Origin of the sequence: Candidatus Anaplasma sp. TIGMIC (genome assembly GCF_028204095.1) — a bacterium.
In the GTDB taxonomy this organism is placed as follows: Bacteria; Pseudomonadota; Alphaproteobacteria; order Rickettsiales; family Anaplasmataceae; genus Anaplasma.
The window spans coordinates 1-18,981 of record NZ_JAQLOH010000002.1 but is presented as its reverse complement, the minus strand read 5'-3'; the positions used below and the strand labels follow the sequence as shown (position 1 = coordinate 18,981).

Genomic DNA, 18,981 nt, shown 5'->3' with positions numbered 1-18,981 from the left:
CATCTAAGCAATATTACCTCTTTCCGTACTGCACTGTCATTGCACATACTGACAAACAGCAACGCATGACCCCACAAGATGCTTAATACCAGACACTATCTCGTAGCGAGCTACGACTTCACCCTTTGTAACACACAGTACTTACTACAGAAAAGCTCAAGATACGGCAGGAACCACGCCCCCCTTAAATCTACACATGAAGCTACTCACATCGCATGGATTTCTTGATTCCTGTTGGACGATTTTTGGTGCCAAAACAGTGTTCCCTCCGCATTTTATGTGCAGCCTGGCACTATCTACTATCTCTGCTGCTTGCTTTCCTGTAAATTCATAGCTATCAGCCTCCAGAACTCTGATCCTAGTATTTCCAAGAAAGAAAAATACTCTCGGGTACAAAGCGCGAATCTTACGACATATAACTTCCGCGGTATCGTTAAAATCAATACGGAACTCTGTAGGCTTCTTCGCGTACGTGACCTGGGCCTCATCCTGTTTTATGGGAACTATGCTTTTTATATTACCAAGCACTTCCATAAGCATATCACTCCCCATTAAGGATAGTCTTCGGCTAAGCTCTATTATATTCTCTTTCTCATTGATTTCCGTACGCCGCTGAAGGTAAATATCGCCAGCATCCATTGATTCAACAATTTGCATTATAGACACGCCTGTGACTTGGTCCCCAGACAAGATAGCATGCTGCATCGGTGCAGCTCCCCTCCATCTAGGTAAAAGAGACGGATGTATATTCACACACCCATATGGCGCCGCGGCGATAGTCCACGACGGCAACATGAGGCCGTAGGACGCAACTATAATGGCATCCGGCGCATAATGAGCCATTACTTCTTCTTCACCAGGCGCACTAAGCTTAGCAGGTGTCCTAACCTCAATGCCGCAAGATTCAGCATAAACGTGCACGGGCGTCTTCGTGAGTTCGTAACCGCGCCCAGCAGGCTTCGGCATTTTTGTGTAAACAGCGATAACATCGTGATCCGCGGAGTCAATAAGCGCTGCCAAAGCAGGGACAGAAAACTCGGAAGACCCCATGAACACTAATCTCAAGGCAACCCCACCTAAATTACCCTACCGGCTCTCACCCCGGAAAACACGCACCCGCAAGTAAAGGCAATGCTTGCCGCTTACGTGGGGCTGGCAGGACTTGAACCTGCGACCTTCTCGTTATGAGCGAGCTGCTCTGACCAACTGAGCTACAGCCCCATAATAGCCCATTGTATGTCACAGGATAACAATTTACAACACGTATTTCCCAACAATCATCAGCAGCACACATATGTCAAAAGCACAGCTCTACGCGAGCCTAAATCGGGTGCTGAGCGCAACGAACCACCACTCTGCCCAAAAAAAGACAAACCCGCAAATACAACCTGTTCTCTTAACAATTCCGGCAACACATCTGAAAGGAAACAACACCGGCTCTAGCTTTAACAAGCTAGAGATACGCACAAAACCACTCAACAAGGCTTCCGCTAAAAGAAAGCCCCGCCATCACCCTTAAAATCCCAATCCATAATTAGACTCCCGGATCTTATGAAACCCTCAAAATCACAACACCAAAAAACAAGCAAAATCATTTCGTCCCGCAACTAGAAATATATATCACGCAAAGCAAAACGCAAACACCATATCCCAAGAAACCATCACTGCTTTTTTTCGAAAAGTGCGCAGAGTTAGTTAAACAGCGTACAGTCGCTCTCACCGGTGCTGGGCACCTGGTTCACGAATGCCTCATCTTTACTCAAAGGCACAACCGCAGACGACAGCGCCCTCGATATGACCTCATCAACACTTGATACAAGCACAAGCTCCATACACTGCTGCACACTCTCAGGCAGCTCAGAAACATCTTTCTTGTTCTTACTCGGGATAATTACCGTAGTTATGCCTCCACGCAGAGCGGCAAGCATCTTTTCCTTCAGGCCACCTATAGGTAAAACCCGCCCTCTGAGAGTAACTTCCCCAGTCATAGCAACTGTATTCTTTACAGGAATCCCAGTCATTAGCGATACAATAGATACACACATGGCAATGCCCGCAGATGGCCCATCTTTCGGTATAGCCCCTTCGGGAACGTGTACATGTATGTCACTGCCCTGGAAGTCCCTAGACTTTATACCAAAATCGATGCAGCGAGATCTCACATAGCTGTATGCAGCCTTCACAGATTCCTGCATCACCTCACCCAGCTTACCTGTGTATTTTATCCCCCCTCTACCAGGCATCATGACAGATTCTATGGTAAGAAGATCTCCTCCCGTGTCTGTATAAGCTAGACCAGTAACAACGCCGACCATACTAGTCTTCTCCTTGACGCCAAAGTCGTATTTGCGTATCCCGGCGTACTTTTCAACGTTCTCGGAGGTAACGGATACGCCCTTAATTTCCTTATCTGTAATTATCTCCCTGACTGCCTTGCGCATCAAAGAAGATAATTCTCTCCTCAGGCTCCTAACACCACTTTCCCGCGTGTAATAACGAATTAGATCATAGATTGCCCCAGAGGAAATATCCCATTCTTTATCTTTCAACCCGTGTTCCTTGCGTAACCCAGGGATCATGTGCACCTTGGCTATATTAAGCTTCTCATCCTCTGTGTACCCAGACAGCTGAATTACTTCCATTCTATCAAGCAATGGCTTAGGCAAATTTAGGCTGTTAGCCGTAGCAACAAACATAACATTCGACAGATCGAACTCTACTTCAAGGTAATTGTCGACAAAATGTTTGTTGTGCTCCGGATCAAGGACTTCCAACAGAGCAGCAGTCGGATCCCCCCTGTAATCTGAACCTACCTTATCTATTTCATCAAGAAGAAATAGCGGATTACAAGTCTTAGCACGCTTCATTTGTTTTATTATTTTCCCAGGCATAGCGCCGACGTAAGTACGCCTGTGCCCACGTATCTCCGACTCATCATGGATACCCCCTAGCGATACCCGAACGAACTCACGGCCCGTAGCCTCTGCTATAGATTTCGCAAGTGAAGTCTTACCAACCCCAGGAGGCCCTACAAAGCATAAGATAGACCCTCGGGGCTTCTTAACTCTTTTCAGAACAGCCAAAAATTCAAGAATTCTCTCCTTTACCTTGACCATTCCGTAATGATTACTGTCAAGTATCTTTATGGAGTTATCCATATCTATTTTGCAGTTTTTGAACTTACCCCATGGTAGATCCAACAACCACTGCAAATAGCTAGAAATTATATTAGCCTCAGGAGACATTAAATTCATCTTCCTGTAGCGCTTCAGATCGCTCAAAGCACGTTCCTTTGCCTCTTCCGAAAGCGCAGTAGCATTTATTCTCTTCTCAAATTCACTAGCAGAATCACGGTCACAACACGTGCCGTCACTCTCTTCCAGCTCCCGCTGGATAGCTTTTAGTTGTTCGTTTAGGTAATACACCTTGTGAGTAGCTTCTACCTGCGACCTGACCCTGTCGTCTATTTTTTTCTGAGCATTCAACACCCCTATCTCCAGCTTTATCATGCTGAAGACCATGTCTAGGCGCTTAACAACACAAAACTCCTCTATGACTCTTTGCTTATCCTCGACACTTATAGCAAGATGCGACGCCACAACATCTGAGAGATGTCCGAGTTTCTTGATTTCGTACGCTGACGCAACAACATCAGTCTGCATCTTTTTGCTAAGCTTATTCCATATGTCAAACTCACGGAGCACAGATCTCCGTAGCGCTTCCACCTTATTGTCTATCTCAATATCCTCGTTGTCTTCTACTACAACAACATTAGCGCTCAGAAAGTCCTCACCCTCAACAAAATCAACTACCTTAGCCCTCACATCACCCTTTATGAGAACCTTTAATACACCGTCGGGCAAACGTAATAGCTGCACAACACTGGCAACAGTACCAACCTTATATAAGTCAGCATCACCGGGATTATCTACGGAGCCATCAATCTGCGTAAGCAGCAAAATCTTACAGCCCTCGTGCTCAGTGGTATACTTAAGCGCATTAACCGACCTTTCGCGACCAACCGAAAGAGGCATAACAACATTAGGAAACACTACAGTGTCCCGTAACATCAAGACAGGAAGTAACTCTACTCTATCTTCTTCCATAAATATCCCCTTCTTAGCACTTTTCAAAACAGTTCTTACCCAGTACCAAGCTATTTACCATATCCTCACTAATAACAACCTTGCCCTCATTGGCACAAGCCTCTGGATCAAACATAAAGTCCAGTAGCAACGACTCCATAATCGCTCTCAAGCCCCTAGCTCCAGTATTACGATCAACAGCCTTTCTAGCTATAGCCAACAGTGCATTCCTATCAAACTCAAGCACAAGACCATCCATCTCAAACAGTTTGGTATACTGCTTTACCAAAGAATTTTTAGGCTCAACTAACACTCTGTACAGCGTACTCTCATCCAACTTACCCAAGGACGTAATCACAGGAATCCTGCCTATAAATTCAGGTATAAGTCCGAATTTTACCAGGTCCTCAGGCTCGGTATGGCACAATATGTCCTTCTTGTGGGTCGCAACATTTTGCACGTTTGCCTCAAACCCCATGCAGCTCCCACGATTACGCGCCTCTATAATCTTATCAAGACCATCAAAAGCGCCTCCAAAAATAAACAAGATATTATCGGTGCTTATCTGTATAAACTCCTGATGAGGATGCTTCCTCCCACCCTGAGGCGGCACGGAAGACACTGTCCCCTCTATGACCTTGAGTAGAGCCTGCTGAACACCTTCACCCGAAACATCCCGCGTGATTGACGCATTCTCAGACTTCCTAGATATCTTGTCGACCTCGTCTATGTATATTATACCACGTTGCGCAGCTTCTACGTTAAAGTTTGCAGCTTGGAGTAATTTTAGCAGTATGTTTTCTACGTCCTCCCCCACATATCCAGCCTCAGTCAATGTGGTTGCATCAGCCATAGCAAACGGAACTTGCAGCACTCTTGCAAGCGTTCGAGCAAGTAAAGTTTTTCCAGATCCTGTGGGACCTATAAGCAAAACATTAGACTTCGATATCTCAACTTCGCTAATGATCCCAGAGTTCCTCAGTCTCTTGTAGTGATTGTAAACCGCAACCGACAAAACCTTTTTAGAGTGTTCCTGTCCGATAACATACTCATCAAGAACTTCTTTGATCTCCCTAGGCTTAAGGTCGAACCTACCCTGCTTCGCAGGGAGACCCTCCTCCTGCAATATGCCCCCGCATAGCTCCACACACTCATTGCATATGTACACCTCAGGCCCAGCTATTAGCTTCTTTACTTCACTATGCAGCTTACCGCAGAATGAGCAACTGTAAGCACCCCCTTTCGTCTCAGACATCTATATTCCTACTACTTCTGCTCTTCCCGCTTCTCTATCACCTTATCTATTATGCCAAAATCACGCGCTTTTTCCGCGACCATAAAATTATCCCTCTCCATACTGCTCTCTATTTCTTCCAGAGACCTACCCGTATGCGTAACGAAAATTTCGTTAAGTCTCTTCTTAATCTCCAATATCTCACGAGCATGTATTTCAACGTCGGTAGCTTGGCCGCGGAACCCGCCCGACGGCTGATGTATCATTACCCTGGAGTTTGGAAGCGCATAACGCAAACCCGGAGCACCTGCACAAAGCAATAGCGAACCCATAGAAGCAGCCTGACCAAGACACAGAGTAGAAACCTTAGGCTTTATGTACTGCATGGTATCATATATAGACAAACCAGCCGTAACAACACCCCCAGGCGAATTTATGTACATTGATATATCCTTCTCAGGATTCTCCGCCTCCAAAAACACAAGCTGCGCCACTATAAGACTAGCCATATTGTCTTCTATAGGGCCAGTAACAAATACTATCCTCTCCTTTAGAAGCCTAGAGTATATGTCGTACGCCCGCTCTCCCCGGCTAGTCTGCTCAACAACCATCGGCACCAAGTTCATAACCTACCTCAAACCCATATACAAAACCAGAGACAAAGCTCCTAGTACCTACGATATCATATGCTTTCGAAAAGTGATTTGAGCTCTTCAGCAGACATACTCTGCTTTTCCTTCTTGGCTCTAGTGATTATATAACCGACCACCTTATCTTCAAGGACTTTTCCTCTAACATGGTCTCTAAAGTCTCTACTGGCTTTAAAAAGCTTTATCACGGCATCAAGGCTCCTGCCATAACTGTAATAATTTGCCCTGAGGAATGCAAAAATATCGCTGTTCTCGACCGTAATGCCCGCGTCTCCTGAAATCTTCATGAGAACCAAACCAAGCTTGACACGACGTTCCGCCTCTGTCTTTATTCCATCAGCATCACCCGAACCACCCTCAGCCTCACTGAGCTCACGGCTCATTCTTCCAATTTCCTGCGATACCACAAATTCCGGCACTGAAACATCGCAAGTATTGTCAATGTGATCAAGTAGCTCTTTCTGCATAACAACACGACTCATGTTCGCGAAGCGTTCATTCAGGCTATTAGTGGCAGACTCCACCATTTCGTCCACAGTCTGAAAACCGCATTTTTTCGCGAGCTCGTCCCTGCCACTAATTTCGTTTCTAACCTTGAGACCATCTACCGTCACATGCATGTCCACTTCCTTGCCAGCAAAATGCTTTGCCCCGTAGTCTGCAGGAAATTTGAGTTTAAACTCCTTGGACTCGCCAACCTTCATCCCGGTAATTTGCTCTTCAAACTGCTCTAGCAGCTGACGCTCGCCCATCACAAAAGTAAATCCTTTGGTGCTACCACCCCTCAGAGCTTTACCATTAAACAAGCTACTATAGCTCATGGTAACATGGTCACCCTTAGTGATACCGTGGTCACTCCCCTCAACCGGAGCATAGCTAGGGTAATTGGCTCTCAGGTCTTCAAGAAAAGCGTCAATATCCTCGGACGAAGCTTTTACCTCTATCTCCCTGAGAGTTATACTGTCTAAATCAACCTCCGGAACTTCTGGCATTAATTCAAACTGAAGTTCGTATACTAGATCCTCGTCCTTCTCACTATTGGTGCACGCCTTAGGATATGAGGAGATCTTCACATTCGACGTGACTATGTTGTCGAAATTGTTTTCCTTAAGGAACGCGGACGAGACATCATCAACAACCTGCGAAACAACATCACTGGCAACGCTCTCCCCGTAAGTGCGACGAAGAAATTCCGGAGACACCTTCCCCTTCCTGAACCCGTCTATCTTGGCGCTCGCAGCAATCTCCCGCAGCTTCTCCTCTACCTTACCTTCCACGTACCCATTCTTAACGGCAAACTCATAACCACGTTTAAGCCCATCGTTAAGGATTTCCTTAACGCAATAGAACTGCTGCATAAAAACACTCCTCTACACACAGGGCAATTAGGAGTGCGGATAGAGGGACTTGAACCCCCACGAGCTCACGCCCACTAGGACCTAAACCTAGCACGTCTACCAATTCCGCCATATCCGCACAGACTCCCTAGACGCAACACAGAACCACAGAAAACACCACTACCGCCCGCCAATTATAGACCGAAGCTCATGGAGAACCTGGTTGAGTAACAGTTCCGCAAAGGGCCACTATCGCCCGCAAGCACACTAAGCCAAAGTACAAAGGTTCCGACGTGATTCGAACACGCGACAAACTGATTAAGAGTCAGCTGCTCTACCAACTGAGCTACGGAACCGCCACCGAACACGTACTACCGCTAACACCCATAGCACTGCGCCGCTTCAACCGTTGTTGATACTACCATACCAACCAGATGTCAATAGCAAGATAACAGGTATGCCAAGCTTGACTGATAGGCGTATTTGCTTATAATGCAGACCGTTTTATCTTGGTCACCGTTTGGTGCGCAAGTGATGCACAGTCGCCACACCGTGGGGTTGCAGTTTTTTAAAGAGAGTAGATGTTATGAGATTGTCTTGTGTTTTGCTGCTGCTTGTTATGTCGTTTGCGCTGCAAGGTTGCGGTATATTCTCGAAGGAAGAACGCAGGATCAAGAGCCCCTGTGTAAGGCTTGATGGACAAAATGAGTGTGAAAGGCACCCAGTAAACAAGTGGTGGATGGGCTAGCCCTGGCAGTACTTGGGAATAGGAAACAGACGTGACTAGCCGCGAGAGTCGTGTTATTAAAGTCACCTGGTAGGTTCGTTGGGGTTTTGCTTGCTGGTTTGTGAGGTCATTGCTACGTGGTTCTACTGTGGCAGAGCGCCTTTCGCCCCTGGAACTGTGGGCAGTGCTGCTGCACTGTTATTCTTCCCTTTGGCTATTTCCAATGCTTTGTTTGGTTTTATCTTACTTTGTGCGTTGTTTCTAGTGGGTATCCTAAGTGTTGATGGATATTTAAAACATCGTCCGGGAGTAAGTGACCCAAAGGAAGTTGTAGTGGATGAGATATGCGGGCAGCTCTTTGTTTTTGTTATCATAGCAGCGTGTGTCAAAACAGGCGTCGTAGCAATTAGTCAAAACTGCGGCCCATATGACTCACTGCGGTTACTCCTTTCGGGGTTCATTTCTTTCAGGGTTTTCGATATAGCAAAACCCTGGCCCATATGCGTTATTGACAAAAGTGTGAAGGGTGCGTTAGGAGTAATGTTAGATGACATAGCTGCAGCTCTGCCTGCTGCTGTGGTCACTCTCGCGGTCGAATCCACGAGATGGTGCCTCTACTGATTGTCAAGACTAAGGGTTGTAACACAATGCACCTTTCCTCTCTAGCTATGGAGAACCTGCGGGAGTATATGCTCTACGCTGTAGACCTGTCTGATTGGTATACGAAGAGGATAGGTAATTTGGTACTCACCATAAACGGGAGACCTGACTCACTATTTAACTTTGTCTTTTGCCAGGACGGAGACCATGAAGAGTCTATCCTCGCTGCAAAAGAGGCACTTGCGTACCTGAATGCAGAGGGTCTAGAAACCACATGGGTTATAGATTCCCACATGAAAGTGTGGCAGGATGTTGTTCTTCACCTCGGGCTCTCTAACCCCACAAAAGCAAAAAAGATGTACAAAAAGATACATGTCTCACAGGATACACCAAAAAATCACCCTGGGCTTGTATTGGAGGTTGTAGATACAAACTCAGCACTTGTAGAACTGGATGAGCTTGCTGCGAAAATTTTCTATTGCAACACCAATGATCTAATAATACTGTTGAGGGGGATTACAAGAAGGGAGCAGTCACGGCTTAGGTTTTTCATTGCCAAGTTGTACAATACCGTAGTTGGACTGTGTGGTATGTATGTCCACGGTAATGTTGTTGGCCTATATAGTGATGGTATCCTGCCCGAGTACAGAAACATGGGTATCGCGAGCGAAATGGTCTTGAGGAGGTTGCAGATGGCCTCCGAGCAGTTTGGATGCACGTGCGCTGTTGCTCAGTGCGTGACTCAGTCCGTTAGCTTGTACAAAAGATTGGGCTTTAGAGCTACGGGTGACTTGTTTCTTTATCCCTCCTTTTCCGGATAGGAGGTGTACTCGGAGGAGTGAGTACTAAGTGAGAGTGTGTAAGAAGTGAGTGCATGTTTACGTATGTTGTCCCTTATGTTCTTGTTTTTGTATTGGCGGTTTTTGCCGTTTTCTCATTCTATGCTAGTCTTAGTATAAACGATCTAAAGCACAACAACAACCTTTTGACTAGCCTGATACTATCCCTGGGAGATGGGTTTTACCTTTGGGATGAGAAAAAGAGGGTTGAGCGATTTTCACCCAATCTGCACATGTTGTTAAATAGCATATTTTGCTCATTTAACGAACTTGCCAACTTTTTTGAAGAGTCTGACATTCTGAGGAAGAACTTCGACGAAGCACGAAAAATAAATAAATCTTTCACAATGGATCTCAAAGGACGGGACTCCGAGCTTTACTGTTTTTGCCACGGACAAAGTATCGTTGACGATCATGACAAGATAGTAGGCGTTCTGCTATGGATACAAAACGTTACCGGAGGCAGGTCACTGATATCAAACTTGAAGCAGGAAAATGCCCGACTGAAAAAAGAGCTCAGTGATTACGGCGATATTATAAACATGTTACCCTTCCCAGTTTGGAAACGCAATCAACGTACAGACGTGGAGGTGCATAACCCCTTCTACGGAAAGTTGATAAAAGACGGCCAGAATGGGGATTTACTTGCTCAGCATCGCAGAGCATCCATTCAAGATGAGAGCATAGCTCCACTGAAAGAGAAGATCTTCATGATCGTAGACAACGAAAGGCGTCTGTATTCGCTGACAGAAATAAAGGCAGATGAGGGGCACTTTATTGGCTATGGGCAAGATATAACCCAGAGCTGGCAATTGGCAGAAGAGATAAAAGGCTATTCCCTCATGCAAAAAAATCTGCTCAGTAGCCTGCCTTGTGCCGCAGCAATGTACGGTAGCGATGGGCGTCTACTATTCTTCAATGGACATTTCAGCAAATTCTGGCAGCTGGGAAAATCGTGGGAAAATAACGGAGCCACGTACTCCGATGTTATACGCAAGATCTTTGACAGCAAAAAGTTCATAGATGACAGCGCCTATGAACTTTTAAAGAAACAACAATACGAGCTCTTCGGTAAATTATCTGAACCCTACCACGACACCCTTACACTAAAAAACGGCGCTCTAGACATATCAGTGGTGCCAAATCACAGACAGGAGCTGCTGTTTCTTTACAATCACAGCAATATGAAAGCTGCTAAAAACAACCAAGCACCCGACAAAAAATAGATTGGGGCTTTCCGCATTTGTCTGTGCGCACGGAACTATTTCTCTTCCCTCTCAGAATACCATCCCATCTGAATAGCCTCTAGCACGCTTTCGTTGCAGCCGTCATCGTCCGCATCAAAACCCGGTAAAGACATCACCATCTCACGAAGCTCAGTAAACCGTAACGCAAAAATATCCTGCTCTGGAAAGAACTCTTCCAAGAGAGCAACTATTTCCTCGGTATCATCCCACTTCACAGCCGCTCACCTCTTATCAGTAATAGCCCCGTTAGCTCTACGGCAAAATACAAGTTTTGTCCAGACAACATACATGATGCACTGAATTTTTCTCAATTCACATGTGATGTGTAGACTGCTGTAAGAGTGGTGTTTTATCATGCTATGGTGGTGCTCGTATTCCAGATCGTACAAGGAATCACCGTATTGTTTTTAAATGAGAACCGTATGTACCGTACACCAACATATAGCAATCCCACACATACACAGAATGTCTGAATGCTTGCGCTACCCTCACAAAATTGATTGACACACATACTTAAAATGATCATACTTCCGCACCGAGACGCGGGTTTTTGCGCGCGCCATTTTGGTAGCTGCTGTGCAGTACCATGTGGTGTTCTTTTTCTGTTTTTGTGTAGGTAGTATGGTATCGGTTGTAAATAGAAAATACAGGGCCAGTCGTAGACTGGGGGTGAACTTGTGGGGTAGGTCTAAGGACCCGTTTAACACTAGAAACTACCCTCCTGGCCAGCATGGCGCTATGGGATATAAAAAGCTTTCCAGCTTCGGTAGGCAGTTTGTAGCTCACCAGAAATTCAAGTGTTATTATGCAGTTTCCAGTCGCCAGCTGAGAAATATGTTTCTAAAGGCCTACAAGAAGAAGGGTGATACTGGGGATAATCTCGTTGGAGCGTTGGAATTGCGGCTTGCCGCAGTTGTTTACAGCGCCGGGTTTGTTCCTACTATGTTTTCTGCGCGACAGCTTGTTTCACACAAACATGTTACCGTCAACGGGAGAGTTGTAAATATACCTAGTTACTCTGTAAAACCCGGGGATTTGGTCGAAGTTAGAAAAAGAGCTTCACAGCTTCCTATGGTGTTGGCGGCTATTCAATCAACAGAAAGACGTGTGCCTGACCACTTGGAAGTAAACACTGAGGCGTTGTCTGCGAAGTGTCTCAATGTGCCCAAGTATTCAGACGTGCCTTATCCGGCTAACATGGAAGTCAACTTAGTCGTGGAATTCTACTCCGGCTAGTGGTAGTGCAGTCCATGTGGCGGAATGGTAGACGCAGCGGACTTAAAATCCGCTGACCTCGCGGTCGTGGGAGTTCAAGTCTCCCCATGGGCACCATGTCTGTTACTCGTTCTTGGCACTCTGGGCGTTTTACCTATTGTATACGGGTTTTGAGTTGCGAGCCCCGTGAAAGAGGACATGCTGGTTTTTGCCATCTGATTACGCATGCTGCGGGTTTGCAGTGTACCGTTCCCAATCAGCTAATATCATGGACGTATGTGGCTTCGCGTTTCTCTTCAGTTTTGCGGATACGTTATTTCGTACATTGAGAGTACTGCAGATGTCCGGGTACGTCTGTGGCTCATTTGGATTTTCAGATTTCGTCCACACAAAACTGTGGCTCTGTGAAGTAAGTGCCCTCCAAAAAACAAATTTCCAATATTTAGTGAAGAAAGTTTAGAAGACATTGTACGGAAGCGCATTGGCTTTCAAAATAATTGAATACGGCGAATAAATTGCTGTAAAATTGCGCTGTGTTTGCGCCTTCCTTGAGTGGGAAGTTAGGTGGGAAAGTAAGGTGAAGTACGTAAACCTTTTTTTGGTTGCGATCGCTGTTGTCGCCCTGGTTGTGGTTGTTCGGCCAGTGCTTTGTTCGTGCTGCTTTGCGGTAGTCATAGCATATCTTTTAAATCCTGTTGTTAATAGGATGGAAGCTGTTGGGCTTCCCCGCATGGTATCGTCGTTCGCAATAGTCTTCTCCTGTACGTGTGTTCTTGGAGCACTTGTAGTGTTCTTGACTCCTATACTCTACTCTCAGGCCCTTGGCATAGTAAAGTTGCTAGTTGATAGGGCTCCGTTCATTGACTTAAAGGATTTAAAAGGGCTTCTTAGTGCCAGTGGATTACCATCCTATAGGGATATAATAAACGACACAGGAGATCCCCTGAGTTTCGTAACAAAAAGTCTAGTCCACGGCGATAATGCAGAATTGCTGAAGCTCCTGAACAGCGCTTCTGGGTATTTTGGTAAGGCAGTAGTTGGGGTGGCACATTCAAGCATAGGCGTTGGAGCGTCTATTATAAAGATGCTACTTACGCTGTTGTTGTCTTTCTACATACTGGGGAGCTGGAATTCCTTGCTGGGCAGGATTAACGATCTGGTGCCTCCTCGGCACAGGGTTAGCTTTTTACACTGCGCACGTAGAGTTGATGAGGTAATTGCGGCTTATTTGCGGGGGCAGACATTGGTATGTTTGCTGCTGTCGTGTTACTATTGTGTGTGTTTTGTTGTTATGGGTCTTGACTACTCGCTGATTCTTGGCTTTGTCTCCGGGCTGATGACGTTCGTACCATATGTGGGGCCAATTCTGTGTTGCGTGCTTGGAGTGGGCATTTCCATGTCGCAGGGGTTAGGGCTGGCTAAGGCTGCAACTGTCGTGCTAATGTTTATTGTCGGTCAAACTGTCGAGTCAAACGTTATAACACCGTTGATCGTGGGAAAGAAACTATCCTTGAACCAAGTCTGGATAGTGCTGGGCATGGTAGTTTTCAGTTCCCACGCAGGGATAGCGGGAGCATTACTAGCGGTGCCGGTGACCGCAATATTGAGCGTGTTTACGCAGTTCGTTGTGGAGAAATACACAACAAGCCGCTTTTACCTGGGTAGATAGTTCTATGTTTAAACAATTGAAACTATTCGACGTGCAAGAGGTACACTCTTACCAATGCTCAGATTATGTGGTTCTTGATAGCAACCGCAATACCTATAATCTGCTTATGAACTGCGATTTCTGGGGATGCTTTGTGCTATATGGTGTCACGGGCTCTGGTAAAACACACTTGGCTCACATGTGGCAAAAGCTTAGGAAAGCCCATTTTCTGACTTATGACACCGTAGAGTCCACTATGGTAGCGATAAAGGGGAGTAACGCAGTAGTTGTCGAAAATATAGAGCACATTGCGGATGAAGCCTGGTTACTTCACTGCTATAATTGCGCAAAGGAAAATGGTAAACCTCTCTTGATGACGGCTTCCGTATCACCACGACAATTGAATTTTAAGCTAAAAGATTTGGAATCGCGTATACTCTCAACCATGTCTGCAGAGCTTGCCAACCCTAATGAAGAGCTTCTACGTATAATGCTCGTTAAGTTATTTACGGACAGGCAAATGCATACTGATGCCAAAACAATAAACTATATTCTCAACAACGTGGAACGTTCATTTAAGAAGCTCAGTGATATAGTAAATCTAATAGATGACGAGCTGGCATTCACATCTGGAGGAGTAACAATTCCGTTCGTAAAATCCATAATCCGGAGGGCTGATTTTGTACAAAGGGAAGGTGCTTAGCATCGCAGGTTCTGACTCGAGTGGCGGCGCAGGCGTGCAAGCGGACATCAAGACGATCACTATGTTGGGATGTTATGCAGCTGCTTGTATAACTTCGGTAACCGCACAAAATACCCAAGGCGTATTTGGAACATGGGATCTTGCAGCTGAGGTTTTGGAAAAGCAGATCGTCTGCGTATTAGAGGACATCGAAATAGATGCAATAAAAATTGGCATGTTGCCTGCACAATTAATAGGGGTTGTTTCAAACTGTATACCACACGGGATCCCGGTAATCTTAGACCCTGTTATGGTTTCTACATCTGGCTATGAGTTAACAGATTCAGTGAGTTTTGCATCTTGTATCCCTAGCATTGCAGAAAAGGTAATGCTGATCACGCCAAACTTCGATGAAGCCAAGGTACTCTCTGGGCTAGATTGTATACATACCGAAAACGATATGGTAGACGCTGCATTGAGTATATCCTCCAGGTTCGGCATCAAAAGCGTTTTGGTTAAGGGCAAAATACTCCAAAAGGAAGACTACATAAAAAGCGTATTGTTGACTGAAAACGGGGTATTCTGGTTTCAAAACTTAAGATTTCCCGAAGTTTTACACGGTACTGGATGTACGCTTACGGCTGCCATAGCGAGTTTTGTTGCACAAAATGTTTGTATAGAAAAAAGCGTGGGACTTGCCTTTGATTATGTGGCTAGCACAATTAAAAACGTTCCAAGAGTCGGCTGCGGATTCAACCCCGTATTTCACAATCATAGCATTGCATGCTGTGAAACCGTGTAGGGTCACGGACGGTATCAGGAAGCCCAAAGTTCTTTTGCAACACGATTTATAACACGTCCTTTAAATTTAAACGCCATGTCTTGCAGGACATCATGGAAATTCGATGTATAGCGTCATAAGTTGATATCACTATATTGTCATTCACATGATCAAACTGTACAACACAGCCAATACGGTACATCGTGAAGCTATCGGAACCACCCTGTGTGCATTCACACAAAAATGGTACAACAGCTATGACCAGCAGCTATTTGCTTCATTAACAATATCTTACAGCATCGCCAACAACGCCTACACGGTTGCTGCAACAGTTCCAAATCATCCAAGAATTAGTATCTCTGTTACGAAACTGCATACACTTGACGCGGCTCTCAGTATCAGCCCTGTAGCACAGTGACCAGGCTAATGATACACACCCAAGAGTCGGGTATTCAAAACATGGCTTCTGTGACACGCATTATCTCACGTTAGGAAAAATGTTGATAAAAAGTAAATAAATACCGAGCCACATAGCGAAAAAGATGCCGGAAAACCTATATAAGTTGCTTGTCGCGCTTACACCAAAGCACAATTTGCGGCATCTTATCTAGAAAGAAAAGTCGCATGCATGTGACCTGCTATAAGCCAAGATCTGTAAGCCGGTGGTTAACACATGTGCAGTATAGCCTGGTGGTCCACAGACATTCGGACAGAAATCTACGTCATTGCACACAATCACACTTCTGAGGACTAAAAAATACTATACTACTTGGGGTACCCAAGAGTGCGACAGCAAATTTCGGAAAACATACGTCCCCTTATCTATTGGAGCAGCATTTATCATCTAGTACTGCACACAGTTCCAGGATCCTGTTTTATTGATTAACGAAGCTTTTTTCCCAGCCCTAGGAGTATATCACCTTGTAATATAATGTAAGGATAAATGGTTAATCAGAGAATTTTCAGTTTATTTATTAGGAAGCAGTTCAGGATACTTGAAATAATAAACACGCAACGCACAAACGCCATTCACGATATTTCTCTTTCGTAGAACTCAGACCCAATCAAAGTATTTCACCACTATGGGACATATATCGTCGGCGCATAAGCATACAATATCCATCCGACACACAAATGCTGCGACGATCTCTGCCATCACAGGGCCGACGCGCTACTATCATAATGCATAAATGAAATTTTCTGGAAATACCCTCCATCGGACCACTGGCTCTCTTCCAACCACTCTTCTGTACGGTATACCTGAGAAAAACAACAGCTACCTAAATCAATGATATCGTGACAACGGTCCAAGTCCGCTGCTTCGGACCCTCACAGCACCAGTCCAACTATTTCAATGCAGTAACCACCAGTCATAGACGCATCAGCACCTAGCTTACTGGTATCAAACGGCCTACGAATTAAACGTATCTGGCAAATTACGTAACCTTTCAAAATACGCCACAATTGTGGCAGCCAGAATCTTTTCAAATTATCCTACTACCTTGATGACCCAAGCTGTCCTACTTTCACGCTTGCTGAACCTACAAAATTATCACGAACTTGGTCAGCAGTACCATAACCCACGGTAACCCCCAACTCCGACAGATCATGGCCTACCTTCTTGACGCAAAGCATATCTGCCTCACACAATGATAGAGTTGCCGGTAACCCTTTATGCTCTCGGTTTACTCCAAGATTTCGATCAACTACATTCTCCACACCCGGAGATGTTGTTTTTTGTCGTTCCCTAGCAGATTCACGCGTATTGTCCACAACGGCATCGTACGCATTTACATCAATGTCTGTTTCCCTATTTACACCTGTATCAACGCCACTATATACCTGTAGAGAATCCTTGGTGTCGCTTACAAACCTCTTGGCCACATCCCAAATACCACTGAAGGTCTCACTCAGATAACGCTGTCCTACAGCGAACTGTGCCCGACTCGTGTTACAACCCGCATTTACAAACAGGGGCACCGATCTCAGCACTGCTACACTTACGGATCTCAAACCACCAATACAGCATGACGCAGATGATAAAATCCGTTCAACACTTCTTAAAATAAAGCCCATGACCGCATAATGAGCCACAAAGGAGTAACCTCCCACAATAGTGCCTCTGCTTTTTGCCACAGATACATGCTTATACTTTTCTTCAAGTGCAGACGCACCCCTATCTACAAGCTTAGCCGCGCCATTAAATAGTGCATGAGGCACCATCATGACAACATTACTCATACCCGTAATAAGGTTGATTGGCATAGCAACGAGAATTGTGGGAATCCACATCGTGCTTCCGGTAACTTCGTTCTTGATTCTCCGTGTTTCTGGAGAAACCTCTGCATTATAAACGGCTCTCATGAGCCTTCGATCCTTGCCAATAGGTGTCGGCACTACCGTAACACCATCACAAGCAATAACCAGGCGCTTGTTTTTGAATTTTTTTTCGTTAAGCCCTAAGGCCTTGAAAACCTCTTTAGTATTACTCGTGTTTATAGCGTAAAGCTGCTTGTTATCGTAAGTCACGGCACGCTCAAGCCCAGCATCCGCAATAGGCTCTATGGGAAAACCCATACCATTAGAGAAGAGTTGCCCCCTTTCAACTCTCATCTGTCGTCCTTTCTTGAAGCACTCGCTTGGCAAAAACTCGCAGGGCTGGCGGTGGTCAACCACCTGGCTCATGACCATAGGTACCCTAACAGTCTTGACTACACCAAATCCCTCGGGATCAAAAAGCGCTATATTTTTTACGTGGTTGCTCAGGTATCCAAAGCCTGTAGTAAGCTTCTTTCCCCATTTCATGATACCAGAACCTTGCACTCTTTCTGACAGAGCGCCCATACCCCTGCTCATTGCACCACCTATCCCGACTTTAGCCATAACTATATCTTCTCCTATGCATGTCCTATTTTATAAGCAAGTTTTTAAATTTTTAATAAATTAAGCACATGATATGCCTTAAAACATCCGCGAGACAAGCTTAGAAAATCTTGTTAGCAATGGAAGCGTACCGAAAAGTTTCTCTAGAGGTAGAGCCGAAATCAAGGACTACACAAATACGTGCGTACCCTCTACTTTACACCCAGCATCTGCATCAGAACTACTACAAGTACTGCACCCGCAGTAATAGATGTGAAAATCTTCAAAAAGGTGATTAGAAATGCCCTTAGCACATCGGAACTTACATAATCTTCTAGCACAACCTGGATCCCCAGAAATCCGTGGTATAGTGCAGGCAAGATAAAAAGAACGCTAAACAACCCCTTATACCCCCGAGTCAACTCCAAAAGCCCCTCTTCCAGGTTTGGAGCAAAAAGGGCCATCACGAAAAGAATAGGGAATGGCAACATGATTAGCGCAGTTATACGCTGCAGCCACCAAGATAATACACTCTTGCCATACATAATCAATGATCGCTAATACCAAATGAAAAACAGTCCCAACGCAAGCGAAACCGCCACAGCCAGCGTCACATAACCACTTATTGTTGCAGCTTTTTTACCAAGACCTATCCCACAGTCCCAAAAGAGATGCCTTATTCCATTGCAATAGTGATAGCAAAGAGAACCAAACCACACAAAAAGGCCTGCCTCAACAACATACTCTACGACCCGGTACGCAAGTAGTGCACGCACCACCCCCGGATAAAATGTAAGGAAAACCAACAGCCATGAGAAAAAGGTCAACCCCAAATACAGGAGAACCCCAGCCGCCCTGTGCGATATTGAAAGCAACGCAGTAACAGGTAGCCTGTAGACCCCAAGATGCGGAGACAAAGGCCTAGACCTCGACACTGCGCAGCCCCCGAGTTATTCATAAATAGAAATAAAGACGGCGGCACATTTACCACATACATCACCATAAGATGAAACACATGATAAAAAAGCCTAAAGGAGGTAATCCAGCCGCAGGTTCACCTACAGCTACCTTGTT

The 18,981-nt window shown here is 45.3% G+C and carries 17 protein-coding genes and 4 tRNA genes; 9 read left to right on the top strand and 12 right to left on the bottom strand.

Annotated elements, in window-relative coordinates:
• Positions 1 to 156 precede the first annotated feature (156 nt).
• The 8 genes from fmt to PGW94_RS00355 form a co-directional block, all read right to left on the bottom strand.
• Positions 157 to 1,065: a methionyl-tRNA formyltransferase gene (gene fmt, locus PGW94_RS00390; RefSeq protein ID WP_271757268.1), complete on the bottom strand. Its 909-nt coding sequence runs from the start codon at positions 1,063 to 1,065 to the stop codon at positions 157 to 159.
• 82 nt (positions 1,066 to 1,147) lie between these two features.
• Positions 1,148 to 1,221: transfer RNA gene (locus PGW94_RS00385), tRNA-Ile, on the bottom strand.
• 470 nt (positions 1,222 to 1,691) lie between these two features.
• Positions 1,692 to 4,106, bottom strand: a complete 2,415-nt coding sequence (gene lon / locus PGW94_RS00380) for an endopeptidase La (RefSeq protein ID WP_271757265.1) — start codon at positions 4,104 to 4,106, stop codon at positions 1,692 to 1,694.
• 13 nt (positions 4,107 to 4,119) lie between these two features.
• Positions 4,120 to 5,340 carry an ATP-dependent Clp protease ATP-binding subunit ClpX gene (clpX, locus tag PGW94_RS00375; RefSeq protein ID WP_271757261.1) on the bottom strand — a complete coding sequence of 407 codons (1,221 nt, stop codon included), beginning with the start codon at positions 5,338 to 5,340 and terminating at the stop codon, positions 4,120 to 4,122.
• Positions 5,341 to 5,351: 11 nt separating this feature from the next.
• Positions 5,352 to 5,945, bottom strand: coding sequence for an ATP-dependent Clp endopeptidase proteolytic subunit ClpP (gene clpP / locus PGW94_RS00370; protein ID WP_271757259.1), 594 nt, complete (start codon positions 5,943 to 5,945; stop codon positions 5,352 to 5,354).
• Between the two features lie 56 nt (positions 5,946 to 6,001).
• Entirely contained in the window at positions 6,002 to 7,327 is a 1,326-nt protein-coding gene (gene tig, locus PGW94_RS00365) for a trigger factor (protein ID WP_271757256.1), read from the bottom strand.
• Positions 7,328 to 7,361: 34 nt separating this feature from the next.
• Positions 7,362 to 7,445 (bottom strand) — tRNA-Leu (locus tag PGW94_RS00360).
• 144 nt (positions 7,446 to 7,589) lie between these two features.
• Positions 7,590 to 7,662: transfer RNA gene (locus PGW94_RS00355), tRNA-Lys, on the bottom strand.
• Positions 7,663 to 7,892: 230 nt separating this feature from the next.
• Here PGW94_RS00355 and PGW94_RS00350 point away from each other — a divergent pair.
• The 4 genes from PGW94_RS00350 to PGW94_RS00335 all read left to right on the top strand — a co-directional run bounded on the left by PGW94_RS00350 (position 7,893) and on the right by PGW94_RS00335 (position 10,698).
• On the top strand, positions 7,893 to 8,054 hold the full coding sequence (locus tag PGW94_RS00350) for a hypothetical protein (RefSeq protein WP_271757251.1): 162 nt from the start codon (positions 7,893 to 7,895) through the stop codon (positions 8,052 to 8,054).
• Between the two features lie 90 nt (positions 8,055 to 8,144).
• Positions 8,145 to 8,654 carry a phosphatidylglycerophosphatase A gene (locus tag PGW94_RS00345; protein WP_271757248.1) on the top strand — a complete coding sequence of 170 codons (510 nt, stop codon included), beginning with the start codon at positions 8,145 to 8,147 and terminating at the stop codon, positions 8,652 to 8,654.
• Positions 8,642 to 9,454, top strand: coding sequence for a GNAT family N-acetyltransferase (locus PGW94_RS00340; RefSeq protein ID WP_271757245.1), 813 nt, complete (start codon positions 8,642 to 8,644; stop codon positions 9,452 to 9,454). Before PGW94_RS00345 ends, PGW94_RS00340 begins: the two co-directional genes overlap by 13 nt.
• A gap of 53 nt (positions 9,455 to 9,507) precedes the next feature.
• Positions 9,508 to 10,698 (top strand): hypothetical protein, encoded by a 1,191-nt coding sequence (locus tag PGW94_RS00335; protein WP_271757242.1) that lies wholly within the window; start codon positions 9,508 to 9,510, stop codon positions 10,696 to 10,698.
• A 35-nt stretch (positions 10,699 to 10,733) separates the two neighbouring features.
• On the opposite strand, the gene iscX is transcribed toward PGW94_RS00335, so the two are convergent.
• Positions 10,734 to 10,934: a Fe-S cluster assembly protein IscX gene (gene iscX, locus PGW94_RS00330; protein WP_271757239.1), complete on the bottom strand. Its 201-nt coding sequence runs from the start codon at positions 10,932 to 10,934 to the stop codon at positions 10,734 to 10,736.
• Positions 10,935 to 11,340: 406 nt separating this feature from the next.
• On the opposite strand from iscX, the gene rpsD reads away from it, so the two are divergent.
• The 5 genes from rpsD to thiD all read left to right on the top strand — a co-directional run bounded on the left by rpsD (position 11,341) and on the right by thiD (position 15,066).
• On the top strand, positions 11,341 to 11,955 hold the full coding sequence (gene rpsD, locus PGW94_RS00325; RefSeq protein ID WP_271757385.1) for a 30S ribosomal protein S4: 615 nt from the start codon (positions 11,341 to 11,343) through the stop codon (positions 11,953 to 11,955).
• A gap of 10 nt (positions 11,956 to 11,965) precedes the next feature.
• A tRNA-Leu gene (locus PGW94_RS00320) sits at positions 11,966 to 12,051 on the top strand.
• A 460-nt stretch (positions 12,052 to 12,511) separates the two neighbouring features.
• Entirely contained in the window at positions 12,512 to 13,603 is a 1,092-nt protein-coding gene (locus tag PGW94_RS00315; protein ID WP_271757236.1) for an AI-2E family transporter, read from the top strand.
• Positions 13,604 to 13,607: 4 nt separating this feature from the next.
• Positions 13,608 to 14,285 carry a DnaA ATPase domain-containing protein gene (locus PGW94_RS00310; protein WP_271757232.1) on the top strand — a complete coding sequence of 226 codons (678 nt, stop codon included), beginning with the start codon at positions 13,608 to 13,610 and terminating at the stop codon, positions 14,283 to 14,285.
• On the top strand, positions 14,263 to 15,066 hold the full coding sequence (gene thiD, locus PGW94_RS00305) for a bifunctional hydroxymethylpyrimidine kinase/phosphomethylpyrimidine kinase (RefSeq protein ID WP_333939394.1): 804 nt from the start codon (positions 14,263 to 14,265) through the stop codon (positions 15,064 to 15,066). The genes PGW94_RS00310 and thiD overlap by 23 nt, the downstream gene beginning before the upstream one ends.
• Before the next feature lie 1,476 nt (positions 15,067 to 16,542).
• Here the strand turns inward: thiD and PGW94_RS00300 are convergent.
• The 3 genes from PGW94_RS00300 to sdhC form a co-directional block, all read right to left on the bottom strand.
• Positions 16,543 to 17,928, bottom strand: coding sequence for a hypothetical protein (locus PGW94_RS00300; RefSeq protein ID WP_271757229.1), 1,386 nt, complete (start codon positions 17,926 to 17,928; stop codon positions 16,543 to 16,545).
• A gap of 191 nt (positions 17,929 to 18,119) precedes the next feature.
• Entirely contained in the window at positions 18,120 to 18,452 is a 333-nt protein-coding gene (gene sdhD / locus PGW94_RS00295; protein WP_271757226.1) for a succinate dehydrogenase, hydrophobic membrane anchor protein, read from the bottom strand.
• A gap of 12 nt (positions 18,453 to 18,464) precedes the next feature.
• Positions 18,465 to 18,842, bottom strand: a complete 378-nt coding sequence (gene sdhC / locus PGW94_RS00290; protein WP_271757223.1) for a succinate dehydrogenase, cytochrome b556 subunit — start codon at positions 18,840 to 18,842, stop codon at positions 18,465 to 18,467.
• Positions 18,843 to 18,981: the final 139 nt, after the last annotated feature.

Coding starts and splice junctions, on each gene's coding strand:
- lon (WP_271757265.1), bottom strand. CDS start 4,106: ATGGAAGAAGATAGAGTAGAGTTACTTCCTGTCTTGATGTTACGGGAC.
- clpX (WP_271757261.1), bottom strand. CDS start 5,340: ATGTCTGAGACGAAAGGGGGTGCTTACAGTTGCTCATTCTGCGGTAAG.
- clpP (WP_271757259.1), bottom strand. CDS start 5,945: ATGAACTTGGTGCCGATGGTTGTTGAGCAGACTAGCCGGGGAGAGCGG.
- tig (WP_271757256.1), bottom strand. CDS start 7,327: ATGCAGCAGTTCTATTGCGTTAAGGAAATCCTTAACGATGGGCTTAAA.
- PGW94_RS00350 (WP_271757251.1), top strand. CDS start 7,893: ATGAGATTGTCTTGTGTTTTGCTGCTGCTTGTTATGTCGTTTGCGCTG.
- PGW94_RS00335 (WP_271757242.1), top strand. CDS start 9,508: ATGTTTACGTATGTTGTCCCTTATGTTCTTGTTTTTGTATTGGCGGTT.
- rpsD (WP_271757385.1), top strand. CDS start 11,341: ATGGTATCGGTTGTAAATAGAAAATACAGGGCCAGTCGTAGACTGGGG.
- PGW94_RS00310 (WP_271757232.1), top strand. CDS start 13,608: ATGTTTAAACAATTGAAACTATTCGACGTGCAAGAGGTACACTCTTAC.
- PGW94_RS00300 (WP_271757229.1), bottom strand. CDS start 17,928: ATGGCTAAAGTCGGGATAGGTGGTGCAATGAGCAGGGGTATGGGCGCT.
- sdhD (WP_271757226.1), bottom strand. CDS start 18,452: ATGTATGGCAAGAGTGTATTATCTTGGTGGCTGCAGCGTATAACTGCG.